Origin of the sequence: Streptomyces sp. Ru62, from assembly GCF_002920615.1 — a bacterium.
Lineage (GTDB): Bacteria > Actinomycetota > Actinomycetes > Streptomycetales > Streptomycetaceae > Streptomyces.
On sequence record NZ_PQSU01000017.1, the window covers coordinates 49,920 to 74,889 of the forward strand.

Annotated in this window: 23 protein-coding genes; 12 read left to right on the plus strand and 11 right to left on the minus strand. The window is 73.2% G+C overall.

What is annotated here, in order from left to right:
* Positions 1-215 precede the first annotated feature (215 nt).
* Together C3492_RS23360 and C3492_RS23365 are read left to right on the plus strand one after the other, a co-directional pair.
* A complete protein-coding gene (locus C3492_RS23360; RefSeq protein WP_103813711.1) occupies positions 216-1,028 on the plus strand; it encodes an SAM-dependent methyltransferase in 813 nt (270 codons plus the stop codon).
* On the plus strand, positions 1,025-3,169 hold the full coding sequence (locus C3492_RS23365; protein WP_103813712.1) for a bifunctional diguanylate cyclase/phosphodiesterase: 2,145 nt from the start codon (positions 1,025-1,027) through the stop codon (positions 3,167-3,169). Before C3492_RS23360 ends, C3492_RS23365 begins: the two co-directional genes overlap by 4 nt.
* Here C3492_RS23365 and C3492_RS23370 read toward each other — a convergent pair.
* Positions 3,106-4,026 carry a LysR family transcriptional regulator gene (locus tag C3492_RS23370; RefSeq protein ID WP_103813713.1) on the minus strand — a complete coding sequence of 307 codons (921 nt, stop codon included), beginning with the start codon at positions 4,024-4,026 and terminating at the stop codon, positions 3,106-3,108. The two genes, C3492_RS23365 and C3492_RS23370, sit on opposite strands and share 64 nt — an antisense overlap.
* Positions 4,027-4,181: 155 nt before the next feature.
* On the opposite strand from C3492_RS23370, the gene C3492_RS23375 reads away from it, so the two are divergent.
* Positions 4,182-5,087, plus strand: a complete 906-nt coding sequence (locus C3492_RS23375) for an NAD(P)H-binding protein (RefSeq protein WP_103813714.1) — start codon at positions 4,182-4,184, stop codon at positions 5,085-5,087.
* Here the strand turns inward: C3492_RS23375 and C3492_RS23380 are convergent.
* Entirely contained in the window at positions 4,979-6,079 is a 1,101-nt protein-coding gene (locus C3492_RS23380) for a LysR family transcriptional regulator (protein WP_258055833.1), read from the minus strand. The two genes, C3492_RS23375 and C3492_RS23380, sit on opposite strands and share 109 nt — an antisense overlap.
* 78 nt (positions 6,080-6,157) lie before the next feature.
* Between C3492_RS23380 and C3492_RS23385 the strand changes: the two genes are divergently transcribed.
* The 6 genes from C3492_RS23385 (at position 6,158) to C3492_RS23410 (ending at position 12,502) form a co-directional block, all read left to right on the plus strand.
* Complete coding sequence (locus tag C3492_RS23385; protein WP_103813715.1) at positions 6,158-6,829, plus strand: succinate dehydrogenase; 672 nt, start codon at positions 6,158-6,160, stop codon at positions 6,827-6,829.
* Between the two features lies 1 nt (position 6,830).
* On the plus strand, positions 6,831-8,780 hold the full coding sequence (locus tag C3492_RS23390; protein ID WP_103813716.1) for a fumarate reductase/succinate dehydrogenase flavoprotein subunit: 1,950 nt from the start codon (positions 6,831-6,833) through the stop codon (positions 8,778-8,780).
* Entirely contained in the window at positions 8,777-9,526 is a 750-nt protein-coding gene (locus C3492_RS23395; protein ID WP_103813717.1) for a succinate dehydrogenase/fumarate reductase iron-sulfur subunit, read from the plus strand. Before C3492_RS23390 ends, C3492_RS23395 begins: the two co-directional genes overlap by 4 nt.
* A gap of 94 nt (positions 9,527-9,620) precedes the next feature.
* Entirely contained in the window at positions 9,621-10,649 is a 1,029-nt protein-coding gene (locus C3492_RS23400; protein ID WP_103813718.1) for a hypothetical protein, read from the plus strand.
* A gap of 195 nt (positions 10,650-10,844) precedes the next feature.
* Positions 10,845-11,615, plus strand: a complete 771-nt coding sequence (locus C3492_RS23405; RefSeq protein WP_103813719.1) for a GNAT family N-acetyltransferase — start codon at positions 10,845-10,847, stop codon at positions 11,613-11,615.
* The gene (locus C3492_RS23410; RefSeq protein ID WP_258055834.1) at positions 11,615-12,502 is read left to right on the plus strand and encodes a 1-acyl-sn-glycerol-3-phosphate acyltransferase; all 888 of its coding nucleotides are present in this window, start codon (positions 11,615-11,617) and stop codon (positions 12,500-12,502) included. Before C3492_RS23405 ends, C3492_RS23410 begins: the two co-directional genes overlap by 1 nt.
* A 194-nt stretch (positions 12,503-12,696) precedes the next feature.
* Here C3492_RS23410 and C3492_RS23415 read toward each other — a convergent pair whose 3' ends face one another.
* The 3 genes from C3492_RS23415 to C3492_RS23425 form a co-directional block, all read right to left on the minus strand.
* On the minus strand, positions 12,697-15,033 hold the full coding sequence (locus tag C3492_RS23415) for an excinuclease ABC subunit UvrA (protein WP_103813720.1): 2,337 nt from the start codon (positions 15,031-15,033) through the stop codon (positions 12,697-12,699).
* 29 nt (positions 15,034-15,062) lie between these two features.
* Positions 15,063-15,260, minus strand: coding sequence for an antitoxin (locus C3492_RS23420; RefSeq protein WP_103813721.1), 198 nt, complete (start codon positions 15,258-15,260; stop codon positions 15,063-15,065).
* A gap of 74 nt (positions 15,261-15,334) precedes the next feature.
* Positions 15,335-16,342 carry an LLM class flavin-dependent oxidoreductase gene (locus C3492_RS23425; protein ID WP_103813722.1) on the minus strand — a complete coding sequence of 336 codons (1,008 nt, stop codon included), beginning with the start codon at positions 16,340-16,342 and terminating at the stop codon, positions 15,335-15,337.
* Between the two features lie 146 nt (positions 16,343-16,488).
* Here C3492_RS23425 and C3492_RS23430 point away from each other — a divergent pair, with 146 nt between their 5' ends.
* On the plus strand, positions 16,489-16,980 hold the full coding sequence (locus tag C3492_RS23430; RefSeq protein WP_103813723.1) for a hypothetical protein: 492 nt from the start codon (positions 16,489-16,491) through the stop codon (positions 16,978-16,980).
* A 21-nt stretch (positions 16,981-17,001) separates the two neighbouring features.
* On the opposite strand, the gene C3492_RS23435 is transcribed toward C3492_RS23430, so the two are convergent.
* Positions 17,002-17,217 carry a dodecin gene (locus C3492_RS23435; protein WP_103813724.1) on the minus strand — a complete coding sequence of 72 codons (216 nt, stop codon included), beginning with the start codon at positions 17,215-17,217 and terminating at the stop codon, positions 17,002-17,004.
* A gap of 210 nt (positions 17,218-17,427) precedes the next feature.
* Between C3492_RS23435 and C3492_RS23440 the strand changes: the two genes are divergently transcribed.
* Positions 17,428-18,684, plus strand: a complete 1,257-nt coding sequence (locus C3492_RS23440; protein ID WP_103813725.1) for an extracellular solute-binding protein — start codon at positions 17,428-17,430, stop codon at positions 18,682-18,684.
* A gap of 49 nt (positions 18,685-18,733) precedes the next feature.
* Here the strand turns inward: C3492_RS23440 and egtD are convergent, their stop codons facing one another.
* Genes egtD through egtA form a run of 4 tightly spaced genes read right to left on the minus strand, consistent with a single transcriptional unit; the run spans position 18,734 to position 23,179 of the window.
* Positions 18,734-19,693 (minus strand): L-histidine N(alpha)-methyltransferase, encoded by a 960-nt coding sequence (gene egtD / locus C3492_RS23445; RefSeq protein WP_103813726.1) that lies wholly within the window; start codon positions 19,691-19,693, stop codon positions 18,734-18,736.
* Positions 19,690-20,505 (minus strand): ergothioneine biosynthesis protein EgtC, encoded by an 816-nt coding sequence (gene egtC / locus C3492_RS23450; RefSeq protein WP_103813727.1) that lies wholly within the window; start codon positions 20,503-20,505, stop codon positions 19,690-19,692. The genes egtD and egtC overlap by 4 nt, the downstream gene beginning before the upstream one ends.
* Positions 20,505-21,848 carry an ergothioneine biosynthesis protein EgtB gene (egtB, locus tag C3492_RS23455; RefSeq protein ID WP_103813728.1) on the minus strand — a complete coding sequence of 448 codons (1,344 nt, stop codon included), beginning with the start codon at positions 21,846-21,848 and terminating at the stop codon, positions 20,505-20,507. Before egtB ends, egtC begins: the two co-directional genes overlap by 1 nt.
* The gene (gene egtA / locus C3492_RS23460) at positions 21,845-23,179 is read right to left on the minus strand and encodes an ergothioneine biosynthesis glutamate--cysteine ligase EgtA (protein WP_103813729.1); all 1,335 of its coding nucleotides are present in this window, start codon (positions 23,177-23,179) and stop codon (positions 21,845-21,847) included. Before egtA ends, egtB begins: the two co-directional genes overlap by 4 nt.
* Positions 23,180-23,451: 272 nt before the next feature.
* Between egtA and C3492_RS23465 the strand changes: the two genes are divergently transcribed.
* The gene (locus C3492_RS23465) at positions 23,452-24,276 is read left to right on the plus strand and encodes a TIGR02452 family protein (protein WP_181140511.1); all 825 of its coding nucleotides are present in this window, start codon (positions 23,452-23,454) and stop codon (positions 24,274-24,276) included.
* 220 nt (positions 24,277-24,496) lie between these two features.
* On the opposite strand, the gene C3492_RS23470 is transcribed toward C3492_RS23465, so the two are convergent.
* Positions 24,497-24,943: a type II toxin-antitoxin system PemK/MazF family toxin gene (locus C3492_RS23470; protein ID WP_103813731.1), complete on the minus strand. Its 447-nt coding sequence runs from the start codon at positions 24,941-24,943 to the stop codon at positions 24,497-24,499.
* Positions 24,944-24,970 lie beyond the last annotated feature (27 nt).

A 24,970-nucleotide genomic window follows, 5' to 3' on the forward strand; every position in this document is an offset into this window, starting at 1 on the left:
CCCCCTCCGCACCGCACGGAGGGGGCGGATCGTTGTGTGCGGTGAGCCGGGTGTCCGTACAGCCGTCACACAGCGGGGTCGTACGGGCACTTGCCGCAGGCAGTGACCGGGAACGGACGGTCAATTTCCGGTTCGGGTCGCTCCCTTGGCGGGCGATCAGTAGCCTCAGCTCGAACACCGGATCGCCTGCACCCGTCCACGCCTTGGAGAGATACATGGAGCGTCCCGCCTGGGCCCCACGGAGCATCGACATCTCGGTGCCCAGCGTCTCGCGGATCTACGACTACTACCTGGGCGGTTCGCACAACTTCGAGGTCGACCGGGAAGCGGCCCGCAAGGCCATGGAGTTCATGCCGGGCCTGCCGAAGATCATGCAGGCCAACCGGGCGTTCATGCGCCGGGCCGTGCGGTTCGCGGCGGGGGAGGGCATCACCCAGTTCCTCGACATCGGGTCCGGCATCCCCACCTTCGGCAACGTCCACGAGGTGGCGCAGGCGGCCGTACCGGGCGCGCGCGTGGTCTACGTCGACCACGACCCGGTGGCCGTCGCGCACAGCCAGGCGGTCCTGGCGGGCAACGACGACGCGGACGTGGTCGCGGCGGACCTGCGCAAGCCCCAGGAAATCCTCTCCAGCCCTCAATTGCACCGCCTGATCGACCTGAATCGGCCAGTGGCCCTCCTCCTCGTTGCCATACTGCACTTCGTGGAAGACGCGGACGACCCGTACGGTGCGGTGGCCGAGCTGCGCGAGGCGCTCGCGCCCGGCAGCCTGCTGGTCCTCACCCATGCCTCGTACGAGGGAATCCCGCTGCCCGCCGAGCGGGCCGGGGGCGCGGTGGACGTGTACAAGGACATTCGCAACCCGCTGATCATGCGCTCGCGCGAGGAGATCGCGCGGTTCTTCGAGGGGTACGACATGGTGGAACCCGGACTGGTGCCGATGCCGCGCTGGCGCCCGGACTCGGCGCCGGAGGACGAGGATCCGTATGCCTTCTCCGGATTCGCCGGCGTGGGGCGTACGGCGTGAGCGCGGAGCCGGACGAGCCGGAGGACAGACTGCGCCGGCTGACGACGATCTGGAGCCGGGCGCTCTTCCCGGTAACCTCCACGTCACTGACCCGCGCCGAGTTCGAGGAACAACTCCTGCCGCTCGCCCGCCGGTTGAGCGAACTGCTGCGGGCCCGCAGCTTCGACGCGGACGCGGCGAAGGCCGTCGGGGCCGCCCTGGTCGGGGCGCACTGCACCGACCCCGAGGCACTGGCCCGCACCCTCGACTGCGTCGACGCCTACCTGGTCCTGTACTGCGGCGAGGGCGGCCCCCAGGACGAACTGCGCATCCGCTCCTCCCGGTTGCAGCACGCCATGGCCGCCGGCTACGCCCAGGCGCTGCGCGAGCGCACCCTCGCCGAGCAGGAGGCCATCGCCCAGGCCGCGTTGCGGGCCCAGGGCGTGGTGGCCCAGGCGCTGCACGCGAGCGAGGCCCGCTTCCGCGCGGTCTTCGAGGGCGCCGCGATAGGAATCGGCATCGCCGACCTCGACGGCAACGTCCTCCAGGTCAACGAGGCGCTGCTGCGCATGTTCGGCCTCTCCGAGCAGACCCTGCGCGGCCGGCGCGTCCAGGACTGGGTCCACCCCGAGGACGCCCCGCAGACCTGGCGGCTGTACGACGAACTCGTGCGCGGCGAGCGCGAGCACTACCACGTCGAGAAGGCCTTCAACCGCCCCGACGGGACGGTCCTGTGGACCAACCTGACCGTGTCCCTGCTGCGCGACGCCGACGGCGACCCGCAGTACCAGCTCGCTCTCATGGAGGACACCACCGAGCGCCGGCTGCTCAACCTCCGGCTGCGCTACGAGGCCACGCACGACGCCCTCACCGGCCTGCCCAACCGCTCCCTGTTCTTCGAACGGCTGGAGAAGGCCCTCAGCGCGGGCGAGGGCCAGCGCTTCGGGCTGTGCTACCTGGACCTGGACGGCTTCAAGACCATCAACGACAGCCTCGGCCACGCGGCCGGCGACCGGCTGCTGGTGGAGGTCGCCGACCGGCTCCAGTCCTGCGCGACCGCGCCCGGCGAGATGGTCGCCCGGCTCGGCGGCGACGAGTTCGTGGCCCTGACCACCGGCCCCGGCACCGAACGGAAGGTGGACGAACTCGCCGAGCGCATCATGAACGCGCTGGTCACCCCGATCAGCATCGACGGCCGCGATCTCATGGTGCGCGGCAGCCTCGGCATCGTGGAGGGCCCGGCCGGGGAGCGCACCGCGGCCGAGGTCCTGCGCAGCGCCGACATCACCATGTACCGGGCCAAGTCGGCGGGCGGCAACCGCTCCGAACTCGCCGACCCCGAGGCCGACGCCCGCGCCATCACCCGGCACGGTCTGACCACGGCCCTGCCGACCGCGCTGGAGCGCGGCGAGTTCTTCATCGAGTACCAGCCCCTGGTCCACCTCGGCGACGGCAGCGTGCGCGGCGCCGAGGCCCTGGTGCGCTGGCTGCACCCGCAGCACGGCGTCCTCGGCCCCGACCGTTTCATCCCGCTCGCCGAGCACACGGGCCTGATCGTCCCGCTCGGCCGCTGGGTCCTGGAGGAGTCGATCCGCCAGGCCCGCGCCTGGCGGGAACTGCACGGCGAGCAGAAGGCGGCCGGTCCGCTGCGGATCAACGTCAACCTGTCCCCGTGCCAGCTCAGCCATCCCGGCCTGGTGCAGGACACGGTCGACATCCTCGAACGGTCGGGCGTCACCCCGGACGCGCTGTGCCTGGAGGTCACCGAGTCCGCGCTCATCGGCGCCGACGACGACCTGCTCAAGCCCCTGCGCCGGCTCGCGGAGATGGGCGTCGACATCGCCCTGGACGACTTCGGCACCGGCTACTCCAACCTCGCCAACCTGCGCCGCCTGCCGGTGAGCATCCTCAAGCTGGACCGCTCCTTCACCCAGGGCATGCAGCAGTTCCCCGCCGACCCCGTCGACCTGAAGATCGTGGAGGGCATCGTCTCGCTCGCCCACAGCCTCGATCTGGCGGTCACGGTCGAGGGCGTGGAGACCGGCGCCCAGGCCGAGCAGTTGCGGATACTGGGCTGCGACACGGCCCAGGGCTGGTACTACGCCCGCCCGGGTCCGCCGGAGAGACTCCACGACCTGGCCCTGGTGGACGCGACGGGCTGACCGGCCGGAGGCGTGCCGTCGTCCCCCTCCCGGGCCGCCGCGGCGACGGCGGCGGCCGCCCGGACGAGTGCCGCGGTGGCCGTGGAACGGGACTGCTGCGGCCAGGCGACCGCCAGCAGCGAGGGCGGCGCGTCCGGGACGGGCCGGTAGACGACCCCCGGGCGCGGATAGCGTTCGGCGACGGACGCCGGCAGCAGGGCGACCAGCTCGCCGAGGGCGACACGGGTGAGCAACTGGGCCAGATCGCGGCCCTCGTTCCGCATGCCCTCCAGGAACCGGTGCACATCCCCGGGGCGCAGCCCCAGGTCGGCGAGGAGGACGTGGTCGCGGGCGGCGAGCGGGTGAGCCGCGCCGAGCACCGCGACCCGCGGCTCGGCGATCAGGGTCTCGCTGTCCAGGCCGGTCCGGTCGAAGGGCTCGTGGATCAGCGCGGCGTCGGCCTCGCCGCGCCGCAGCAGCCGCGGCTGTTCCAGCCAGCCGCACAGCCGGACGGTCACCGGTACGGCGGCGGGGTCGGTGGCGTAGTGCTCCAGGACCGGCTCCAGCAGTCCCGCGTCGCCGTCGGCCTTGACCGCCAGGACCAGCTTCCGGTCCGGGTCCGCCGCGCGCCGGGCCCGCCGCCCGGCGGCCTCCAGGGCGTCCAGCGCGAACCGCGCCTCCGGGAGGAGCTCTTCGCCCGCGCGGGTCAGGGTCACGCTGTGGGTGGTCCGTTCGAAGAGGGTGACCCCGAGCTCCGCCTCCAGGTGGCGGATCGCCCGGGACAGCGGCGGGGCGGAGATGCCCAGCCGGTCGGCCGCGCGGGCGAAGTTGAGTTCCTCGGCGACGGCGACGAAGTAGCGCAGCGGGCGGGACTCCACGGCTTCGCCCTCCCTTCGGCGGTGCCTTGGGCTCGGTATCGCTGAGCCCGGTATTGCCCTGAGGGTAACAACCCGGAGCCAAGCGGTCCTTCAGTTGCCGGGCGGCGGACGGCAGTCTCGATCACGCCCCCTCCCGTCTCTTCCAGGAGCTTCCCGTGATCCTTGTCACCACCCCGACCGGCCAGATCGGCAGCCAGGTCCTCGACTCCCTCCTTGACGCCGGGGACGCGGCGGGAGAGGTCCGCGTGATCGTGCGCGACCCCGCGCGCCTGTCCCCGCGCGTGCGCGCCCGCGTCGAGGCCGTCACCGGCTCGCACGCCGACCCCGGCGTCACCGCCAAGGCGTGCGCGGGCGTCGACCGGGTGTTCTGGCTGGTGCCGCCGACGCCCACCGCGGACAGCGTCGACGGCCACTTCCGCGCCTTCACCCGGCCCCTGGTCGACGTGATCCGCAGCGAGGGCGTCGAGCGGGTCGTCGCCGTCTCCACCCTGGGCCGCGGTGTCGCCCGCGACGCCGGGCAGATCTCGGCCTCGCTGGCCATGGACGACGAGATCCGGGCCACCGGGGTCCACCACCGGGCGCTGTGCCCGCCGTACCTGATGGAGAACCTGCTCCACCAGGCCACGGCGATCCGGGACAACGGGGTGATCGCCATGGCGGCGTACGGCGACCGGGTGCTGCGCACCTGCACCACCCGTGACATCGGCGCGACAGCGGCACGGCTGCTGCTCGACGGTTCCTGGACCGGTCAGGCCGACGTCCCCATGGTCGGTCCCGACGCGCTGACGCCCGAGGCCATGGCACGCGTCGTCTCCGAGGTGCTGGACCGGCCGGTCCGCTTCCGGCGGCTCAGCGGGGCGGAGTACCAGGCATCGGTGCTGCGGCACGGCGCGAGCGGGAACTGGGCCCGGGCCCTGGCCGACCTCGCGGCCGCGACCGCCGAGCAGGGCTTCTACGGCAGCGCGGCGCCCAGCACACCACAGACCGCGCCCACGTCCTTCCGCCGCTGGTGCGAGGAGGTGCTCAAGCCGGCCGTACTGACGCCACCGTCGGCATCGTGAGTCACCGGCAGCGCCGCACGGCCCACCGGTGGCGCCCCGCCGGCCATCCGAGGCCACCGGCACCGCCTACCGCTCCAGCAGCATCCGTTGCAGCTCCCGGGCAGCCCGCGGCGGAGCCACATCGCTGCGGTGGGCGAGGGCGATGGTGCGGTGCAGGCCGGGGCGGGCCAGCGGGGTGACCCGCAGTCCCCGGCCGCCCGGGTGGCCACCATCCGGGGCACGACGGCGAGGCCGAGGCCCGCCCGGACGAACCCCAGCACCGCGTCCATCTCGCCGCCCTCCACCGCGAAGTCGGGTTCGAACCCGGCGGAGCGGCACGCGGCGACGGTCAGTTCCCGCAGGTCGTACCCGTGCCGGAACATCACCAGCCGTTCCCCCTCCAGGTCGGCGATCTCCACGGCCCGCCCGCCCCGGCCGGGTTCCGGCGCCTCCGGCGAGGACACCACCACCAGGTCCTCGCGCAGCAGCTCCACGGTCGTCAGCGCGGGCGCGGGCGTCGGCAGCGGCAGCACGACGAGCGCGAGGTCGAGCGCGCCGCGCGCCAGCCCCCGCACCAGGTCGTGCGAGCCGCCCTCCTCGATCAGGAGCTGGATACCGGGATACCGGTCGTGGAAGGCCCGCAGCACGTCCGGCAGCAGGCCCGTGCACAGGCTCGGTGTCGCACCCAGCCGTACCCGCCCCCGCCGCAGCTGCACCAGTTCCTGCACCTCGTGCCGGGCGGTGTCGGCGTCGGCCAGGATGCGCCGGGCCAGCGGCAGCAGCGCCTCGCCGGCGTCGGTCAGCGTGATGTTGCCCCGGGCACGCAGGAAGAGGTCCGCGCCCAGTTCCCGCTCCAGCGCCTTGATCTGCTGGGACAGGGAGGGCTGGGCGACGTGGACCAGCTCGGCGGCCCGGGTGAAGTGCCGGGTCTCGGCGACGGCCACGAAGTACTGGAGCTGCTGGAACTGCACAAACCCAGAATAGTCCCAGCCTATGGAAACGAGCTGCACCATGTCTTGGACCGATCGGGTCCTTCGGCCCTAGCGTGCTGTTCCATGGCTCTGGCAACGCGGACGGACCGACGGCCGTCCATGGCGCGCACGATGTGGGACTCCTCCGTCGGCAAGAAGACGGTGATGGCCGTCAGCGGCGTGATCATGCTGCTGTACCTGGTCGCGCACATGATCGGCAATCTGAAGATCTACTTCGGCGCGGGCGAGTTCAACCACTACGCGCACTGGCTGCGCACCGTCGGCGAGCCCTTCATGCACTACGAGTGGACGCTCTGGCTCATCCGGATCGTCCTCGTGGTCGCCGTGGTGGCCCACGCCACGTCCGCCTACCAGCTCAGCCGACGCGACATCAAGGCACGGCCCGGCAAGTACGTGCACAAGAAGCCACGGGCCAGTTACGCGACCCGCACCATGCGCTGGGGCGGCGTCATCCTCGGCCTGTTCATCGTCTGGCACCTCCTCGACCTGACCACCGGCACCGTGCACTCCGGCGGCTTCCAGGAGGGCCATCCGTACCAGAACGTGGTGGACACCTTCTCCACCTGGTACGGCAACGTCATCTACATCGTCGCGATGCTCGCGCTCGGCCTGCACATCCGGCACGGCTTCTGGAGCGCCGCCCAGACCCTCGGCGTCGGCAGCCGCAGCCGCGACCGCGCCCTGAAAACCCTCGCGAACGTCCTCGCGCTGCTGCTCACGGCGGGCTTCATCGCCGTACCCGTGGGCGTCATGACCGGAGTGGTGAGCTGACATGACTACCTACGCCGACTACGCGACCGGCGCGCCGGTCACCGACAGCAAGGCCCCCGCCGGGCCCGTCCACGAACGCTGGGACAAGCGCCGCTTCGAGGCGAAGCTGGTCAACCCCGCCAACCGCCGCAAGCACACGATCATCGTGGTCGGCACCGGCCTGGCCGGCGGCTCCGCCGGTGCCACGCTGGCCGAACAGGGCTACCACGTCGTCCAGTTCTGCTACCAGGACTCCCCGCGCCGCGCCCACTCCATCGCCGCGCAGGGCGGCATCAACGCGGCGAAGAACTACCGCAACGACGGCGACTCCATCCACCGGTTGTTCTACGACACCGTCAAGGGCGGCGACTTCCGGGCCCGCGAGTCCAATGTCCACCGGCTCGCGCAGATCTCCGTGGAGATCATCGACCAGTGCGTGGCCCAGGGCGTGCCGTTCGCCCGCGAGTACGGCGGCCTGCTCGACACCCGCTCCTTCGGCGGCGTCCAGGTCTCCCGCACCTTCTACGCCCGCGGCCAGACGGGCCAGCAGCTCCTGCTGGGCGCCTACCAGGCGCTGTCCCGGCAGATCGCCGCCGGCAACGTGGAGATGCACCCGCGCACCGAGATGCTCGACCTGATCGTCGTCGACGGACGGGCGCGCGGGATCGTGGCGCGCGATCTCGTCACCGGGAAGATCGACACGTACTTCGCGGACGCCGTCGTCCTCGCCTCCGGTGGCTACGGCAACGTCTTCTACCTGTCGACCAACGCGATGAACTCCAACGCGACCGCGATCTGGCGGGCGCACCGGCGCGGCGCGTACTTCGCCAACCCCTGCTTCACCCAGATCCACCCGACCTGCATCCCGCGCACCGGCGACCACCAGTCCAAGCTGACACTGATGAGCGAGTCGCTGCGCAACGACGGCCGCATCTGGGTGCCCAAGGCCCAGGGCGACACCCGCCCGCCGAACGAGATCCCCGAGGACGAGCGCGACTACTACCTGGAGCGCATCTACCCGTCCTTCGGCAACCTCGTGCCCCGGGACATCGCCTCCCGCGCCGCGAAGAACGTCTGCGACGAGGGCAGGGGAGTGGGCCCCGGCGGGCAGGGCGTCTACCTGGACTTCGCCGACGCCATCCGGCGCATGGGCCGCAAGGCCGTCGAGGCCAAGTACGGCAACCTCTTCGACATGTACCAGCGGATCACCGACGAGGATCCGTACGAGGTGCCGATGCGGATCTACCCGGCCGTGCACTACACGATGGGCGGCCTGTGGGTCGACTACGACCTCCAGACCACGATCCCCGGCCTGTTCGCGATCGGCGAGGCCAACTTCTCCGACCACGGCGCCAACCGGCTCGGCGCCTCAGCGCTGATGCAGGGCCTGGCCGACGGCTACTTCGTGCTGCCGGCCACCATCAACGACTACCTGGCCCGCAACCCGCACCAGGACCCGGTCACCGAGCAGCACCCCGTCGTCCAGGAGGTGCTGGCCGAGACCGAGGACCGGATCAACCTGCTGCTGGCCGTGGACGGCGACCGCACCCCGGACTCCTTCCACCGCGAACTCGGCGAGCTCATGTGGGAGTTCTGCGGCATGGCCCGCTCCGACACGGGCCTGCGCAAGGCGCTGGAGCGGATCCCGCAGATCCGCGAGGAGTTCTGGCGGCGGATCAAGGTGCCCGGCACCGGCGAGGAGTTCAACCAGTCGCTGGAGAAGGCCAACCGGATCGTCGACTACCTGGAGCTCGCCGAGCTGATGTGCCTCGACGCGCTGCACCGCACCGAGTCCTGCGGCGGCCACTTCCGTGAGGAGTCCCAGACACCGGACGGCGAAGCCGCCCGCAAAGACGAGGAGTTCTCGTACGCCGCCGCGTGGGAGTTCACCGGCACCGGCGAGGCGCCCGTCCTGCACAAGGAAGACCTGGTCTTCGAGTACGTCCATCCCACCCAGCGGAGCTACGCATGAAGCTCACCCTGCGCGTCTGGCGGCAGAAGAACGCCGACGCCGAAGGAGCGATGTCCACCTACGAGGTGGACGACATCTCGCCCGACATGTCCTTCCTGGAGATGCTGGACGTCCTCAACGAACAGCTCATCCTCTCCGGGGAGGAGCCGGTCGCCTTCGACCACGACTGCCGTGAGGGCATCTGCGGCGCGTGCAGCCTGGTCATCAACGGCGACGCGCACGGGCCGGAGCGGACCACCACCTGCCAGCTGCACATGCGGTCCTTCCAGGACGGCGACACGATCGACATCGAGCCGTGGCGGGCGTCCGCCTTCCCGGTGATCAAGGACCTGGTCGTGGACCGGTCGGCGTTCGACCGGATCATCCAGGCCGGCGGCTACATCACCGCGCCGACCGGATCCGCGCCCGAGGCCCACGCCACGCCGGTGCCGAAGGCCGACGCCGACTTCGCGTTCGAGCACGCCGAGTGCATCGGGTGCGGGGCGTGCGTCGCCGCGTGTCCCAACGGGGCGGCGATGCTGTTCACCTCCGCCAAGGTCAACCATCTGAACGTACTGCCCCAGGGTGCGCCCGAGCGCGAGACGCGGGTGCTGGACATGGTGGCGCAGATGGACGCGGAGGGGTTCGGCGGGTGCACGCTGACCGGTGAGTGCGCGACCGCCTGCCCCAAGGGCATTCCGCTGGTCTCGATCACCAGCATGAACAAGGAGTGGCTGCGGGCTGCCCGGAAGGCGGGCAAGAGGTAGCACCCAAGAGCGTTCGCCGATCGGTGGACGGGCGGGGCCGGGAGTGGTGCTCCCCGGCCCCGTCTGGCTTTCCCGGCCCCGGTAGGCTCCGCGCATGATCTTCGGGAACAAGGGGAGGGAGCGGTTCCTCGACGCCGTAGCCGGTTTCGAGGCCGCTGTCCGCGAACGGGACGCCGACCGGTCGCAGCAGTGCTTCCAGGACATGCACCGGTTCTTCGGTGACGCGGCGGACCAGGAACTCCTCAAGGCCGGGCCACGGCTCGCCGGAACACTCGACGAGGTGCCACCCGGCCCACGCGCCACCGTCGCCGTGATCGTCGGCGCCTGCGTCGAGCGCGGTGCCGACGCCTCCGCATGCGGGCCGCACGTCCTGGCCGGGCTCGCGGAGACGCTCGACGGGGTGCATGAGGCCTGCGAGCGGTGGGAGGCGACCGGCGGCGGGGAGTTCCCCGACCCGGAGGCCGGGGAGCCGCACCCGGACCTCTTCGACCGGGTGGGGGAGGACGCGGCCGTGGCCTGGCTCACCCTGCACCAGTGGGAGATGGCCTCCGTCGCCATGCTCAACCACGCCGCCGTCCGCACCGCCCTCGACGCCGACACGCGCGCCCGCCTGTTCCGGACGCTGCGCTCGGTGGAGGAGGCCTCCGGGCACGACTTCAAGTGCCTGGCCTACGCCCTGCTCGTCCTGGACGACGAACCGCTGATCGTGCTCGACCGCCCCACCGGCACCGGTTACGCGCTGCGCATGAGCGGCATCGGCGACAACTTCCAGCTGCACACCCTGCTCGCCGACGTGCTGATCGGCGGCGGTCACCTGCCCGGCCGCGCCCCCTCCGCCGAGGAGGCGGCCGTCTGCCGGGACCGGCCCGGACAGGTGGACACCACCGGCTCCTTCAACCTCGTCACCCCGTCCGGCGACTGGGTCTGGAACGAGGGCACCCCCTCGGACATCCCCGTCGTGGACGGCGCACGGCTGCTCGTCCTGGACCCACCGCCGTACGAGCGGAGCTGGCCCGCCGGCCGGTTCTTCCCGCACATGACGGGCGACCTCGTCCTGGAGCGGGTGCTCGGCGAGGAGGAGGCCGGGCGTCTGCTCGCCGGGTGCGTGACCAAGGACGCGTGACCGAGCACGGGTGATCAAGAACGTCTGACGGAGCACGGCCGACCCCGCCGACCCCGGCGTTCACCACCCCCACATCCCCTCTCCCGGCACCGGTCACGCGCACGCCAACCGGCCTCGGAAGAACAGGAGCGGCGGGCCGTACGCACCAGGCCCGCCGCCTCTGTCGCCGACCCGGCCCGTGCCCAGGAGAGAGCCATGACCGGCGTTTCCACCCTCGACCGCCCCCCGCAGCCCGCGGCACCCACCCGCTACACCGTCACCCTCGCCCGCGACGAGGCCGACGTGCGTGCCGCCCAACGGCTGCGGCACGACGTCTTCGCCGGGGAGATGGGGGCCCTGCTGACCACCGCCGAGCCGGGGCACGACGTCGACGCCTTCGACGCCTACTGCGACCACCTGCTCGTGCGCGAGGAGGTGACCGGGCAGATCGTCGGCACCTACCGGCTGCTGCCGCCGGAGCGGGCCGCGGTCGCCGGCCGGCTCTACTCCGAGGGCGAGTTCGACCTGGCCGCGCTCGACGCGATCCGGCCCGGCCTGGTCGAGGTCGGCCGCTCCTGCGTCCACCCCGACCACCGCGACGGCGCCGTCATCGGTCTGATCTGGGCCGGCATCGCCCGCTACATGACCGACCGGGGCCACGAGTGGCTGGCCGGCTGCTGCTCGGTGCCCCTCGCCGACGGCGGCGCCCTCGCCACCGGCACCTGGGAGCGGGTCCGGAACAAGCACCTGGCACCCGAGGAGTTCCGGGTCCGGCCGCTGCTGCCATGGACCCCGAGCGCCGCGGCCCCCGCCGCCCGCACCGAACTCCCCGCCCTGCTGCGCGGCTACCTCCGGCTGGGCGCCTGGGTGTGCGGCGAGCCCGCGCACGACCCCGACTTCGGGGTCGCCGACCTGTACGTCCTGCTGTCGATGCGCCGGGTCGACCCGCGCTACCTGCGGCACTTCCTCTCCCTCGTCCCGGCCTGATGAGCGTCTGGCTGCCCACCGCGCCCTGCACCCCGGGGGCCTGCCTGGAGCCGGTCCGGGCCGCCGCGGCCGTACCCCGTGCCGTGCTGCGGCTGACCGCGGTCGCCGTCCTGCTGCTGGCCGGGATCGCGCTGTCCCCGCTCGGCGGGAGGATCCCCGCCGAGTGGGTCAGGCGGTGGTGCCGGATGATCGTGCGGGCCATCGGGGTCCGGGTCCGCATCACCGGCGCCGCCCCGCCGGCCGGCGGGCTGCTGCTGGTCGCCAACCACGTCTCGTGGCTGGACATACCGCTGCTCACCGCCGTACGCCCGGCCCGGATGCTGGCCAAGACCGAGGTCCGGCGGTGGCCCCTGGCGGGTGCGCTGGCCGCGCGCGGCGGGGCCCTGTTCATCGAGCGGGACCGGCTGCGCGCCCTGCCCGGCACGGTCGCCGAGATCGCCGGCGCCCTGCGCGCCGGCGCGGCCGTGACCGCGTTCCCCGAGGGCAGCACCTGGTGCGGGCGCGCCCACGGCCGCTTCCGCCGGGCCGTCTTCCAGGCCGCGCTCGACGCGGGCGTGCCCGTCCAGCCGGTCGGACTGCGCTACCGGCGGCAGGACGGCGGGCCCGGCACCGCGGCGGCCTTCGTCGGCGAGGACACCCTGCTGGCCTCCCTGTGGCGGGTGGCCCGGACCCGCGGCCTGGTCGCCGAGGTGGAAGTCCACCCGTTGATCCGGCCGGGCGCCCACCCCGACCGCCGCGCCCTCGCCCACGCGGCCCAGCCCGCCGCACCCGAGCCGGCCTGGACCCACGCGGCCCTGGTTTCGAGCGCGCTGGAGGGCCCGCACGGACGGCCCCGAACAGGCGTGCACGAGGGCCGGACGGAGGTCCTTCGGCTCCCAGCGCGGTGACCGCGGCGCGGTGTCGAACGGCACCCGCACGCTCCCGTCGAGGCCGGTGCCCAGGGTCCGGTGCGGCTCGTCGGGCGAACCCGGGCGGTGCGAGCCGGGCGGTGCAGCAGCACAGGATCAGCCGGTCGGTGCGGTCCGGGACCACGTCCTGCCGATCGTGCTCGGTGACCCGTCCGCCCACGTGGGGCACCCGCTCACGGCATGACCCGCGCCAGATAGGGAGCCGTCGCGCTGCCCTCCGCGCGGGCCACCCGGTCCGGCGGGCCGGCCGCCACGATCCGGCCGCCCCGGTCGCCGCCGCCCGGGCCCAGGTCGATCACCCAGTCCGCGCCCGCGACCACCGTCATGTCGTGCTCGACCACGACGACGGTGTGCCCGGCGTCGACCAGCCCGTGTAACCGGTCCATCAGGACCTCCACGTCGGCCGGGTGCAGTCCGGTCGTCGGCTCGTCCAGCAGGTACAGGGTGTGGCCCCGGCGCCCGCGCTGGAGCTCGCTCGCCAGCTTGATCCGCTGCGCCTCACCGCCGGACAGCTCGGTCGCCGGCTGGCCGAGCCGCAGATAGCCGAGGCCCACGTCGAGCAGGGTGGAGAGGCTGCGGGCGGCGGCGGGGGAGTCCGCGAAGAACTCCGCGGCGGCCTCCACGGTCAGGTCGAGCACGTCGGCGATGGTCCGCCCCCGGTACGTCACCTGGAGCGTCTCGGGGTTGTAGCGGGCGCCACCGCAGTCCGGGCAGGGCGCGTAGGTGCTCGGCAGGAACAGCAGTTCCACGCTGACGAACCCCTCGCCCTGGCAGGTCTCGCAGCGCCCACCGGCCACGTTGAACGAGAACCGCCCGACGCCGTACCCACGCTCCCGCGCCTCCCCGGTGCCGGCGAACACCTTCCGCACGACGTCGAACAGGCCCGTGTAGGTGGCCAGGTTGGAGCGCGGGGTGCGCCCGATGGGCTTCTGGTCGACGCGGACCAGCCGTTCGACGCCGTCCAGATCCTCCGTCAACTCGCCGATGAGCGTGGACTTCCCGGAGCCGGAGACACCGGTCACCGCGGTGAACGCGCCGAGCGGGAACGTGGCCGTCACCTCCCGCAGGTTGTGCCGGGTGACCGGACCCACCGTCAACCAGCCGCGCGGCGAACGGACTTCGCGTGGCGGACCGGGCGACTCGTCGAAGAGGAACACGGCCGTCGCCGACTCCTCGACCGAGGCCAGCTCGGCGACCGGCCCGCTGTACAGCACCCGCCCGCCGTGCTCCCCCGCGCCGGGGCCCACGTCGACCACCCAGTCGGCGCCGCGCACCACCTCCAGGTGGTGCTCCACCACGAACACCGAGTTCCCGGCCGCCTTCAGCCGGTCCAGCACGGTCAGCAGGGCCTCGGTGTCCGCCGGGTGCAGCCCGGCGGACGGCTCGTCCAGCACGTACACCACACCGAACAGCCCGGACCGCAACTGCGTGGCGAGCCGCAGCCGTTGCAGCTCGCCCGCCGAGAGGGTGGGGGTGGCCCGGTCCAGGCTGAGATAGCCCAGTCCCAGCTCGACCACCGGCGCGATCCGGGACGTGAGGTCGGCCGTGAGCACCCGGGCCGTCCGAGTCCCGGTCCCGCCGTCGAGCAGTCCCGCGAGGTCGGTCAGCGGCAGCGCGGCCAGCTCGGCGATGGTCCGCCCGCCGAAGGTCACCGCGAGGGCCTCGGGCCGCAGCCGGCTGCCCCCGCAGGCGGGACAGGGCGCGCTGGTCAGGAAGCGTTCCGCCTTCGCCCGCAGGGTCGGTGACCTGGTGTCGGAGAACGTCTTCAGTACGTACCTGCGGGCGCTCATGTAGGTGCCCTGGTACGGCCGTTGGATGCGGTCGGCGTCCCGGACCGGGTGCACGGTGACCACCGGCTGCTCGTCGGTGAACAGGATCCACTCGCGCTCACGGGCGGGCAGTTCCCGCCAGGGCCGGTCCACGTCGTGGCCGAGCGCGTCCAGGATGTCCCGCAGGTTCTTGCCCTGCCAGGCGCCCGGCCAGGCCGCGACGGCACCCTCCCGGATGCTGAGCGAGGGGTCCGGGACCAGCAGCTCCTCGGTGGTCTCGTGCACCTGCCCGAGGCCGTGGCACGTGGGGCAGGCACCGGCCGCCGTGTTCGGCGAGAACGCGTCCGAGTCCAGCCGTTCGGCGCCGGGCGGGTAGGTGCCGGCACGCGAGAACAGCATGCGCAGCGAGTTGGAGAGGTTGGTGACCGTGCCCACCGAGGAGCGCGAGCCGGGGGCGGAGCGGCGCTGCTGGAGCGAGACCGCGGGCGGCAGCCCGGTGATCTCACCGACCCTGGGCGCCCCCACCTGGTGGATCAGGCGGCGTGCGTACGGGGCGACCGACTCGAAGTACCGCCGCTGCGCCTCGGCGTAGACCGTGCCGAACGCCAGCGACGACTTGCCCGAGCCGGAGACGCCGGTGAAGACGGCCAGGACGTCCCGGGGGATGTCCACGTCGACGCCCTTGAGGTTGTGCTCGCGGGCGCCGCGGACGCGGACGTACGGGTCATGGGGGCTGTGCATCGGGGGGATACTCCAACCGCCCCCGTGCGTCAGACCTGCGGAGGGTTGTCCCGGTCCTGCGGCCGGGTGCCGAACTCGTCACGCAGCTTGTCCTGGCCGGTGTCGACCTGCGACTGGTACTTGTTCCCGGTGCGCTGGTCGACGTAGTCGCCGCCCTTGTCGATGCCCTTGTCGGCCATGCCCTCACGGCCCTTGAGCATGCCCTTGATCTTGTCCTTGAGGGACATGGCAGCCCTCCTCGTCGCTAGGGGTTCGCCCTCCCAGGGTCACCGGCCCGGGCCGGGTTCGCATCTCGGGCGGGTCACCGGACCGGCGCGAAGAGCGCGGCGAGCCGCCGGTGGGAGTCGAGCAGGGCCGTACGGTCGTAGGTGCTGGTGGTGACCAGCACCTCCTCGGCGCCCGTCTCCTTGAGCACGGTCTCCAGCTCGTGGGCGACCTGGTCCGCGGTGCCCGCGATGTGCCCGGCGAGCCCGGACGCGTAGAAGTCCCGTTCCTTCGCGGTCATCGCGCGGGCCTCGACCGCCTCGGCGGGGGCGAGGGGCGGAAAGGTGCCGTGCGTGCGGGAGTACGCCATCGCCCAGGCCTCGGGGACCAGCAGCCGGCGCGCCTCGGCCTCGGTGCCGGCGACCGCGACCGTGCCGGAGATCACGACGTACGGCTCGGCCGCCCAGCGGGAGGGGCGGAACAGGGAGCGGTACCGGTCGATGCCGCGCAGCATCTTCTCGCGGTCCCGCAGGTCCCCGATGACCAGGGGCAGGCCCGCGCGGGCCGCGATCCGCGCGCCCTCGCCCATGGCCAGCACGAACGGCGGCACGGTCAGGCCCTCCGCGGGGCGGGCGTGCACCCCGGTCGGCGAGCCGCCCGTGAACCAGTCCAGCAACTCGCCGAGCTGCGCCGCGAAGTCCTCCGCGTCGCCCTTGTCCCGGCCGAGCGCCCGGCGCACCCCGTCCGTGAAGCCGACGGAGCGGCCGAGCCCCATGTCGACACGGCCCGGGAACAGGGCCTCCAGCACCCCGAACTGCTCGGCGACGACCAGGGGTCGGTGGTTGGGCAGCATGACCCCGCCGGTGCCGACCCGGATGGTGCGGGTGGCGGCGGCGACCGCGGCGGCGAGCACGGTCGGCGCGGAGCCGGCGACACCCGGCACACCGTGGTGCTCGGACACCCAGAACCGGTGGTAGCCCAGCGCCTCCACCTCGCGCGCCAGCGCGACGGTGTCCCGCAGCGCCTCGGCGGGCGGATGGCCCTCGCGGGTGCGGGAGCGGTCGAGGACGGAGAACCGGGTGCGGCTGATCACGGTGCTGCTCACACCAGGGTTCAACGCCGTGGCGGGCCCGGGATTCCCCCGGCCACACCCGGTGGGTGCGCGGGTACGCACCGTACGACCGGCCGGGCGGGCCGTCCGCCGGTGGGCGCGCCCCCGGACCGGGCCGGGGGCTGGTTAGGGTGGTCGGTGTGACCGACAGCAGCACGCGCCCGCTCGCCGTGTTCGACCTCGACAACACGCTCGCCGACACCGCCCACCGCCAGCACTTCCTGGAGAGCCGGCCGCGGAACTGGGACGCGTTCTTCGCCGCCGCGCCCCAGGACCCGCCGATTCCCGAGGGTGTGGCGCTGGCCGTGGAGAGCGCCGGCGCCTGCGAGGTCGTCTACCTCACCGGCCGCCCCGAGCGGTGCCGCCGGGACACGCTGGAGTGGCTCGCGGCCCACGGGCTTCCCGAGGGGCGCGTGCACATGCGGCGCGACGCCGACCGCAGGCCGGCCCGCTTCACCAAGCTGGCGATCCTGCGCCGGCTCGCCCGGGACCGGGAGGTCCGGATGGTCGTGGACGACGACGAACTGGTCTGTGACGACGCCGAGCGGGCCGGGTTCACCGTCGTACGGGCCCGCTGGGCCGCGAAGTCGGCCGCGCTGGAAGAGGCGCAGGAGCGGGAAGGGCGTACCTGAGGAGGGCCCGAGCGGACGGGCTCAGTCGCCGTCCTCCAGGCGGAAGCCGACCTTCAGGCCCACCTGGTAGTGCTCGATCCGGCCGTTCTCGATCTGGCCGCGGATCTGGGTCACCTCGAACCAGTCCAGGTTGCGCAGCGTCTGGTCGGCGCGGGCGATGCCGTTGCGGATGGCCTGGTCGACGCCCTCGTGCGAGGTGCCGACGATCTCGGTGACCCGGTAGGTGTGGTTCGACATGCGGGTGCTCCTCTCGTGTCACGCCGTACTCCACCGTGCCGTATCGGCGCTCCGCGCGCACGGTGTCGCGGGCCGGCCGGGGCCGGCCCTTGACCTCGGCATTGGTCCATACCAAAATCCAGCACACCCGTACGAGCCGCGCGCTCGTCCCCCCCACGTCGGGCCCCCACCCCTGTCCCAGCACTCCCGCCAGACAGAACAGGACCCCCCGTGAGACGTCGTCTGCTCGCCCTCATCTGCGTCACCGGCTCGCTCGTCAGCGGCTGCGGGATGCTCCCCGGCGACCACGACCGGAAGACCGTGACCGTGTGGCTGATGAAGGGCAGCGCCTCCGGGGAGTTCCTGCGGCGGTTCACCGAGGACTTCGAACGCACCCACGATGATCTGCGGCTGGACATCCGCATCCAGGAGTGGACCGGCATCGTCGACAAGGTCCGCGGCGCGCTCAAGGCCGACTCCGGCGACGGCCCCGACGTCATCGAGGTCGGCAACACCCAGGTGCCGCTGTACGCGGACGGCGGCCGGCTCGTGGACCTGACCCTGGAGTCGATGCGGGACTGGGACAAGGAGAAGTGGCTGCCCGGTCTCGCCGAGCCGGGCAAGGACGGCAACAAGCAGTACGGCATCCCGTGGTACGCCGCCAACCGCGTCGTCATCTACCGCAAGGACCTGTTCGAGCAGGCCGGCATCACCAGCCCGCCGAAGACCCGCGACGCATGGCTCGCCGCCACCGAGAAGCTCGACTCGGGCGGCAACCAGGGCATCTACCTCGCCGGGCAGGACTGGTACACGCTCTCCGGCTTCATCTGGGACGAGGGCGGCGACCTCGCCCGGGAGAAGGACTACGAGTGGCAGGGCACCCTGGACACCCCGGCCGCCCTGCGCGGCATGGACTTCTACCGCCGGCTCCAGGCGCTGGGCGAGGGACCCGTCGACGCCGACGAGGAACACCCGCCCCAGGCCGGGGTGTTCGCCGGCGGCAGGGTCGCGCAGATCGTCGCCGTACCCGGGCTCGCCCAGGCGGTCGTCCGGCAGAACCCGGACCTGAAGGACAAGCTCGGCTTCTTCCCCGTCCCCGGCCGGACCGCCGGGCGGCCCGGCACGGTCTTCACCGGCGGCTCGGACCTGGTCGTCCCGCGCAACACCGACGACCAGTTCGCCGCGACCGCCGTCGTCGGGGCGCTCACCGGCGCCAAGTGGGACACCGAGCTCGCCCGCACCATGAACTACGTGCCCAACAAGACCACGCTGGCCGGTGCGGTCGGGAGCGAGGAGGGGGTCGCCGCCATGGCCGCGGGAGCGGCACACGGCCGGGCGACCCCCAACACCCCTCAGTGGGCCGACGTGGAGGCCGACAACCCGATCAAGGAGTACATGACCCGGGTGCTGGGCGGCGCGGACCCGGCGACCGAGGCCCACCGCGCGTCACGGAAGATCACCGAGGCGCTCGCCCCGAACGTGGGCTGACCGGGCGCACCGGCTCACCGCACCAGGCTCAGCGACCGCGCGCACCGGCTCACCGCACCACGCTCAGCGACAGCGCGAACCGGCCCTCGGCATCCGTCCACCAGTGGGTCAGCTCCAGACCGGCCGCGGCCAGTTCGCCGGTCACGCCCTCCTTGCGGAACTTGGCCGACACCTCGGTGCGCAGCTCCTCGCCCGCCGCGAAGTCCACGGCGAGATCCAGCGCGGGCACCTTCACGGTCTGCGCGGTGCGGGAGCGCAGCCGCATCTCGATCCACTCCCGCTCGGCGTCCCAGAGGGCCACGTGGTCGAACGCGTCCGGATCGAAGTCGGCGCCCAGTTCCCGGTCGACCACGGCCAGCACGTTCTTGTTGAACGCGGCCGTCACCCCGGCCGCGTCGTCGTACGCCCGGACCAGCACCCGCTCGTCCTTCACCAGGTCCGTGCCGAGCAGCAGCCCGTCGCCCGGGACGAGCAGCGCGCGCACGGAGGCCAGGAACCGCGCGCGTTCGGCGGGCAGCAGGTTGCCGATCGTGCCGCCGAGGAAGGCCACCAGCCGGGGTCCCGGCGTGACGGGCAGGGTCAGCGGGGCGGTGAAGTCGGCGATCAGCGCGTGGACTTCGAGCCCGGGGCGCTCCTCGATCAGGGCCTCGCCGGCCTGGGTGAGGGCACTCTCGCTGACGTCGACCGGGACGTACGCCGACAGGGGGAGCGCGTCGATCAGATAGCGGGTCTTCTCCGAGGAACCCGAGCCCAGTTCGACCAGGGTGCGGGCACCGCTCGCCGCCGCGATCTCACCGGACCGGGCGGCGAGGATCTCCCGTTCGGCGCGCGTGGGGTAGTACTCGGGCAGTTCGGTGATCCGCTCGAACAGCTCGCTGCCGCGGGCGTCGTAGAACCACTTGGGCGGCAGCCACTTGGGAGTGACGGTGAGGCCGTGCAGGACGTCGGCGCGCAGCGCGGCGTCCGTCGCGTCCTCGGGGAGCGTGCGGGTGACGTGCAGGGGACTCAACGGCAGGGCTCCTTCGGTGATCGGGGTGCTCCCGCCCGGGCGGAGCCGAGCGCGGGGGAGGCCGCCGGGTCCTCCAGCGGCGCGAGCAGCACGCCGGCGCGGCTCGCGGTGAGCACGGTGCGGTCGGGGACCTCCTGCCAGAGCGGGTCGTCGTCGTACGGCTCGGAGGCGACGACCGTGCTCCGGCCGGGCTCCGTGCGGTACCAGAGCGAGTCGCCCCAGGCGGTGGCCGTGATCGTGGCCCCGTCGGTCAGCAGCAGGTTGAGACGGGAGGCGGGGGCCGCCCGCGCCAGTTGGCGAACCGTTTCGCCTATGGCCTGGTCCGGTTCCTCGCCGCTGCGCAGCCGGTGCAGGACCAGCGCCCAGACGAACGCCGAGTCGGTACGGGCCTGGAGCGAGAGCAGCTCGACCGGCGGCAGCGCGGACACCAGGGGCGCCGCCGCGTCCGGCCAGCCCGCGACAGCGCCGTTGTGACTGAACAGCCACCGCCCGGACGCGAACGGCGCCGCGGCGGCCTCGGCGTCCGCCCCCGCGAAGGTCGCGTCCCGGACGGCCGCGAGCACGGCACCCGAGCGCACCACCCGGCACAGGTCGGCGAAGGACAGGTCGGCCCAGACCGGCCCGGCCCGCCGATAGCGCGCCGGCACCGGGTCCTGGGAGGCGTACCAGCCCACCCCGAACCCGTCGGCGTTGACCGTGCCGTGCCGCTGCCGGCGCGGCGCCCACGACTGGCGGAACAGACTGTGCGGGGGGTCCATGAGGACCCGGCCGAGCGGCTCCTCGGGGCCCAGGTAGGCGAGGTGACGGCACATCAGACCATCTCCGAGCGGGCGGTGCGGAACCCGGAGAAGATCTGCCGGCGGATCGGGTAGTCCCAGTTGCGGAAGGTGCCCCGGCAGGCCACCGGGTCCACGGCGAACGAACCGCCGCGCAGCACCTTGTACTCGGGGCCGAAGAACACCTCCGAGTACTCCTTGTACGGGAACGCCCGGAAGCCCGGGTACGGCAGGAAGTCGCTCGCGGTCCACTCCCACACGTCACCGATCAGCTGCCGCACCCCGAGCGGCGAGGCACCCGCCGGGTAGCTCCCGGCGGGAGCGGGCCTGAGGTGGCGCTGGCCGAGGTTGGCGTGTTCCGGTGCCGGGTCGGCGTCCCCCCACGGGTAGCGCCGCGAGCGGCCGGTGGCCGGGTCGAAGCGGGCCGCCTTCTCCCACTCCGTCTCGGTGGGCAGCCGCCGCCCGGCCCAGCGGGCGTAGGCGTCCGCCTCGTACCAGCACACGTGCAGCACCGGCTCGTCCGGCGGGACCGGTTCCGTGATCCCGAACCGGCGCCGCAGCCACTGGCCGCCGTCCCGCCGCCAGAACAGCGGGGCCGAGACGGCGTGCTGCCTGATGTGCGCCCAGCCCTGCGGCGACCACCAGCGCTCGGTGTCGTAGCCGCCGTCCTCGATGAACGCCTGGTACGCCGCGTTCGTCACCGGGGTCGTGTCGATCCAGAACGGCGCCACCTCGCGCGGGTGCGCCGGGCGCTCGTTGTCCAGCGCCCAGGGCTCGCTGGAGGTGCCCATGGTGAACGGGCCGCCGGGGACCAGGACTTCGGCCGGCCCGGTGAACAGCGGGGCCGGCTCCGGGTCCGGGGCGGTCAGCGCCTGCGGACCCTTGCGGAGCTGATGGGTGATCAGCATGGTCTCGTCGTGCTGCTGTTCGTGCTGCGCGATCATGCCGAAGGCGAAGCCGGCCTCGGTCAGCCGGGTGCCGTGGAAGTCCGCCGCCTGGAGCAGGTCCAGCGCCCGGCCGCGCACCTCCGCCGCGTACCGGCGGGCCTCGGCGGGCGGCAGCAGCGGAAGGGTGGGGCGCTCGGAACGAGGGTGCTCGAAGGCGTCGTACAGGCTGTCTATCTCGGGCCGCATCGCCTCCCGGCCGCCGACCGTCCGCAGCAGCCACAGCTCCTCCTGGTTGCCGATGTGCGCCAGGTCCCACACCAGGGGCGACATCAGCGGCGAGTGCTGGGCGGTGAGGTCCGGTTCGTCGATGCAGGAGGTCAGCAGCGTGGTGCGGTCGCGGGCGGTGGTGAGGGAGGCCAGCGCGCGCTCCCGCAGCGCCTCGGCGTCCGTCTCGGCCGTCCGGGTCTCGATGTCGGTCTCGGGGGCGGTCATGTGCGGATGTCCTTCCTCCCGTGGGCGGTGCGGGTGCCTCCGGCCGGGCCGGGCCCGGTCACGGGCAGCCGGTCCAGCAGGTCGTCGGCCGGGCAGCGGCCACGGGCGACATAGCGGTCCCGGTACGCCGCCACGGCGTCGGTGACCCGGGCGGTGGCGCCGAGCCGGGGCAGCGCGTCCAGGGCCGCCGCGAAACAGACGTCGGCGGCCTCGCGCAGCTCCGGGTCGGCGAGCCCGAACCGGGCCGCGTCGACCCACAGGGGGTTGTGCGGGGCGGGCAGGTTCAGGGCGCGTTCGCCCAGTGGTTTCACGGTCCGGTAGGCGGTCTCGGCGGCCTCCGGGTCGTCGAACAGCGCCGCCGTCACCGCGAGCGGCACGATCCAGCCGTCCTCGCCGGGCTGGGCGTCGATCATGCGCAGTTCCAGGTGGCCGCGCGGCCGGACCGGCGGGAACAGCGTGGTGAGGTGGTAGTCGAGGTCCGCCCGGGTGGGCGGCCGGGGCGAACCGGAGCGGGTCCACTCCCGGAAGGTCAGTCCCTCGGGCACCTCCCAGGGCCCGTGGTCCCGGCGTACGCACATCACCGGTGCGTCCAGCACGTGCCGGGCCCACGCGGCCCGCGGCTCGCCGTTCAGCGGGGGAGCGCCGGCCCGGCCGGCACCGATCTCCGTCCACATCAGCTGCCGGGTGGACTGCCAGCCCGTGGGGCGGCGGCCGATCAGCGGCGAGTTGGCGAACGCGGCCACCAGGACCGCACCCAGCTGGTGCGCCAGCCACCAGCGCCGGGCGTGCCCCAGCGGGCCGGGCTCCTCGTGGCCGGCGTCCACACAGACCTGGACCGACGCCGAGGCGCACATCATGTGCCGGCCGGCCGGACCGGTGCGGTCCAGGCAGGCCTCCATGGCGTCGTAGCGGGGCTCGTGCAGGAATCTGCGGGGTGCGTGCCAGGGATCGTGGCCGATGCCCGCGAGGCCGAGACCGTCCTGCGCCAGCACGGCCCGGACGGCGTCCAGGTCGGCGGAGACGGTGTCGACGCACTCCATCAGGGAGGCGGCGGGCGGCGAACTCAGCTCCAGCTGGCCGCCGGGTTCGACGGTAAGCGCCGATTCCAGGGGTACGGCCCGGACGCGGGCGTAGGCCGCGTCGAGTCGTTCGGGTGTGACCGGGAGCTGCGGCAGCTCCAGCGGGTGGACGAGCCACTCCAGCTCGACACCGAGGGTGCGGGGCGGTCCGGTCTTGAAGCAGATGCCCCGGACCAGGGCCTCCACCTCGGCCTCGGTGACGGCGGTGCGGTGCTCGGTACAGTCACCGCCGTCGCTCTGCGTATGAGACATGTCGGGATCCTCCTGAGATTCCACCATGCCACCGGCCCCGGGTGCGGGCCGGGCAGGCACTCGTCCCACCCAAGACCTTCGCACCGATTCGCACAAGGGTGCCAGTCGGGACGTTCCGGATCCGTCACCTCCGTTTCCTTGTGCGTCTCCGGGCCGTTGCGGGGCGTGGAAACTCCGTTGCACCGCCTCACCAGCATCACCCAGGATGCGTGCATGAGCACGACGGGGGAGACCGCGCGGGCCGCGGTCGTGGCGCCCACGGGGGTGGCGCCGTGAGCGCGCGCCTGCGCGGGATCGCCGAGGAAACGGAACGTGTCGTGGCCGCGGGCCGGTATCGCGCGCCGGACGGCCGGGAGGTGTCGCTCGCCGAATCCGTGCAGGCCGCGCGGGCGGGCACCCGGATGTTCGGTCCCTCCCCGGTGCCGGTGACACCGGCGAGCGGAACCGATGTGGTGGTCGAGGTCACCGGCGAGAGCAGCCTGGAGGCGGCCCGTCGGCTCGCCGACGGGCCCGTCGCCGTCCTGAACTTCGCCTCCGCCCGCAATCCCGGCGGTGGTTACCTCAACGGCGCGCAGGCCCAGGAGGAAGCCCTGTGCCGCGCCTCCGCGCTGCACACCTGCCTGCTGACGGCCCGCGCCTTCTACGACCATCACCGCGCCGACCGCGATCCGTTCTACTCGGACCGCGTGATCCACTCCCCGGCCGTCCCCGTCTTCCGCGACGACCGGGGCCGGCTGCTCGCCGAGCCGTACCTGGCGGGCTTCCTGACGGCCGCCGCCCCCAACGCGGGCGTGGTCCGGCGGACGGCGCCGGAGCGGGCCGCCGCGCTCCCCACAGCCCTGGCCGTACGGGCCGAACGGGTCCTGGAGACGGCCGCGGCCCACGGCTACCGGCGTCTGGTGCTCGGCGCCTGGGGCTGCGGCGTCTTCCAGAACGACCCGGCGCAGGTCGCGGGTGCCTTCCGGACGCTGCTGGGGCCTGACGGCCGGTTCGCCCGGGCGTTCGAGCACGTGGTGTTCGGGGTGCTGGACCGGACGCCGGGGACGACGGTACGGGGGGAGTTCGAACGGGCGTTCCCGGAGTCGGTGGGGGTATAGCGACAGTTCGGGGTGCGGCTTCCGGCCTTGCCGAGGCGAGGGGTGCGGTCTGAGTCGGCCGTGGCTGTTCGGCCGGTGGGCGCGGGTCCGGGTCGGTGAGGTCCAGCGTCAGCGCTGGGCTGGTGGGCCCGGGGTCGGTCGGGTTCGGCCGTGGCGTTCGGTCGGTGGGCCGGGGTCGATCAGGTCCAGTCCCACCGCTCGTTCCGTGGGCCGGGGGCGGTCAGGTCCAGCCGTAGCGCTGGTGCAGGCGTTGGCGGACCAGGTTGAACCGCATGCGGTCCAGTGCGCACGCCTCCCGGCGCATGCCCTGCTCGTGCAGGCGCAGCACCCGGTCGACGTCCACCCATGAGTCGCGGCCCGACCGGTCCCACGGTCCGCTCCCGATCGCCACCCACTCGCGGTCCCCGTCGTGCCGCTTGCTGGACAGCTGTACGGCGAGCAGGGTGCCAGCCGCCTCCCGAGCCACCACCAGCACCGGGCGGTCCTTGCCCCGGCCGTCGTTCTCCTCGAACGGAACCCAGGTCCACACGATCTCCCCGGGGTCCGGGTCGCCGTCAGGGGCCGGGGAGTACTCGGTGCGCACCCGGCCGACCTCGCGCGGGTCGGCTTCGGTGGTGGCGTGCGGGCCGTGCCGGCCGGGGACGTTCTCTTCGGTAAACGTGCTCACGGAGGCACCCTAGTGGTCCGCGCAACT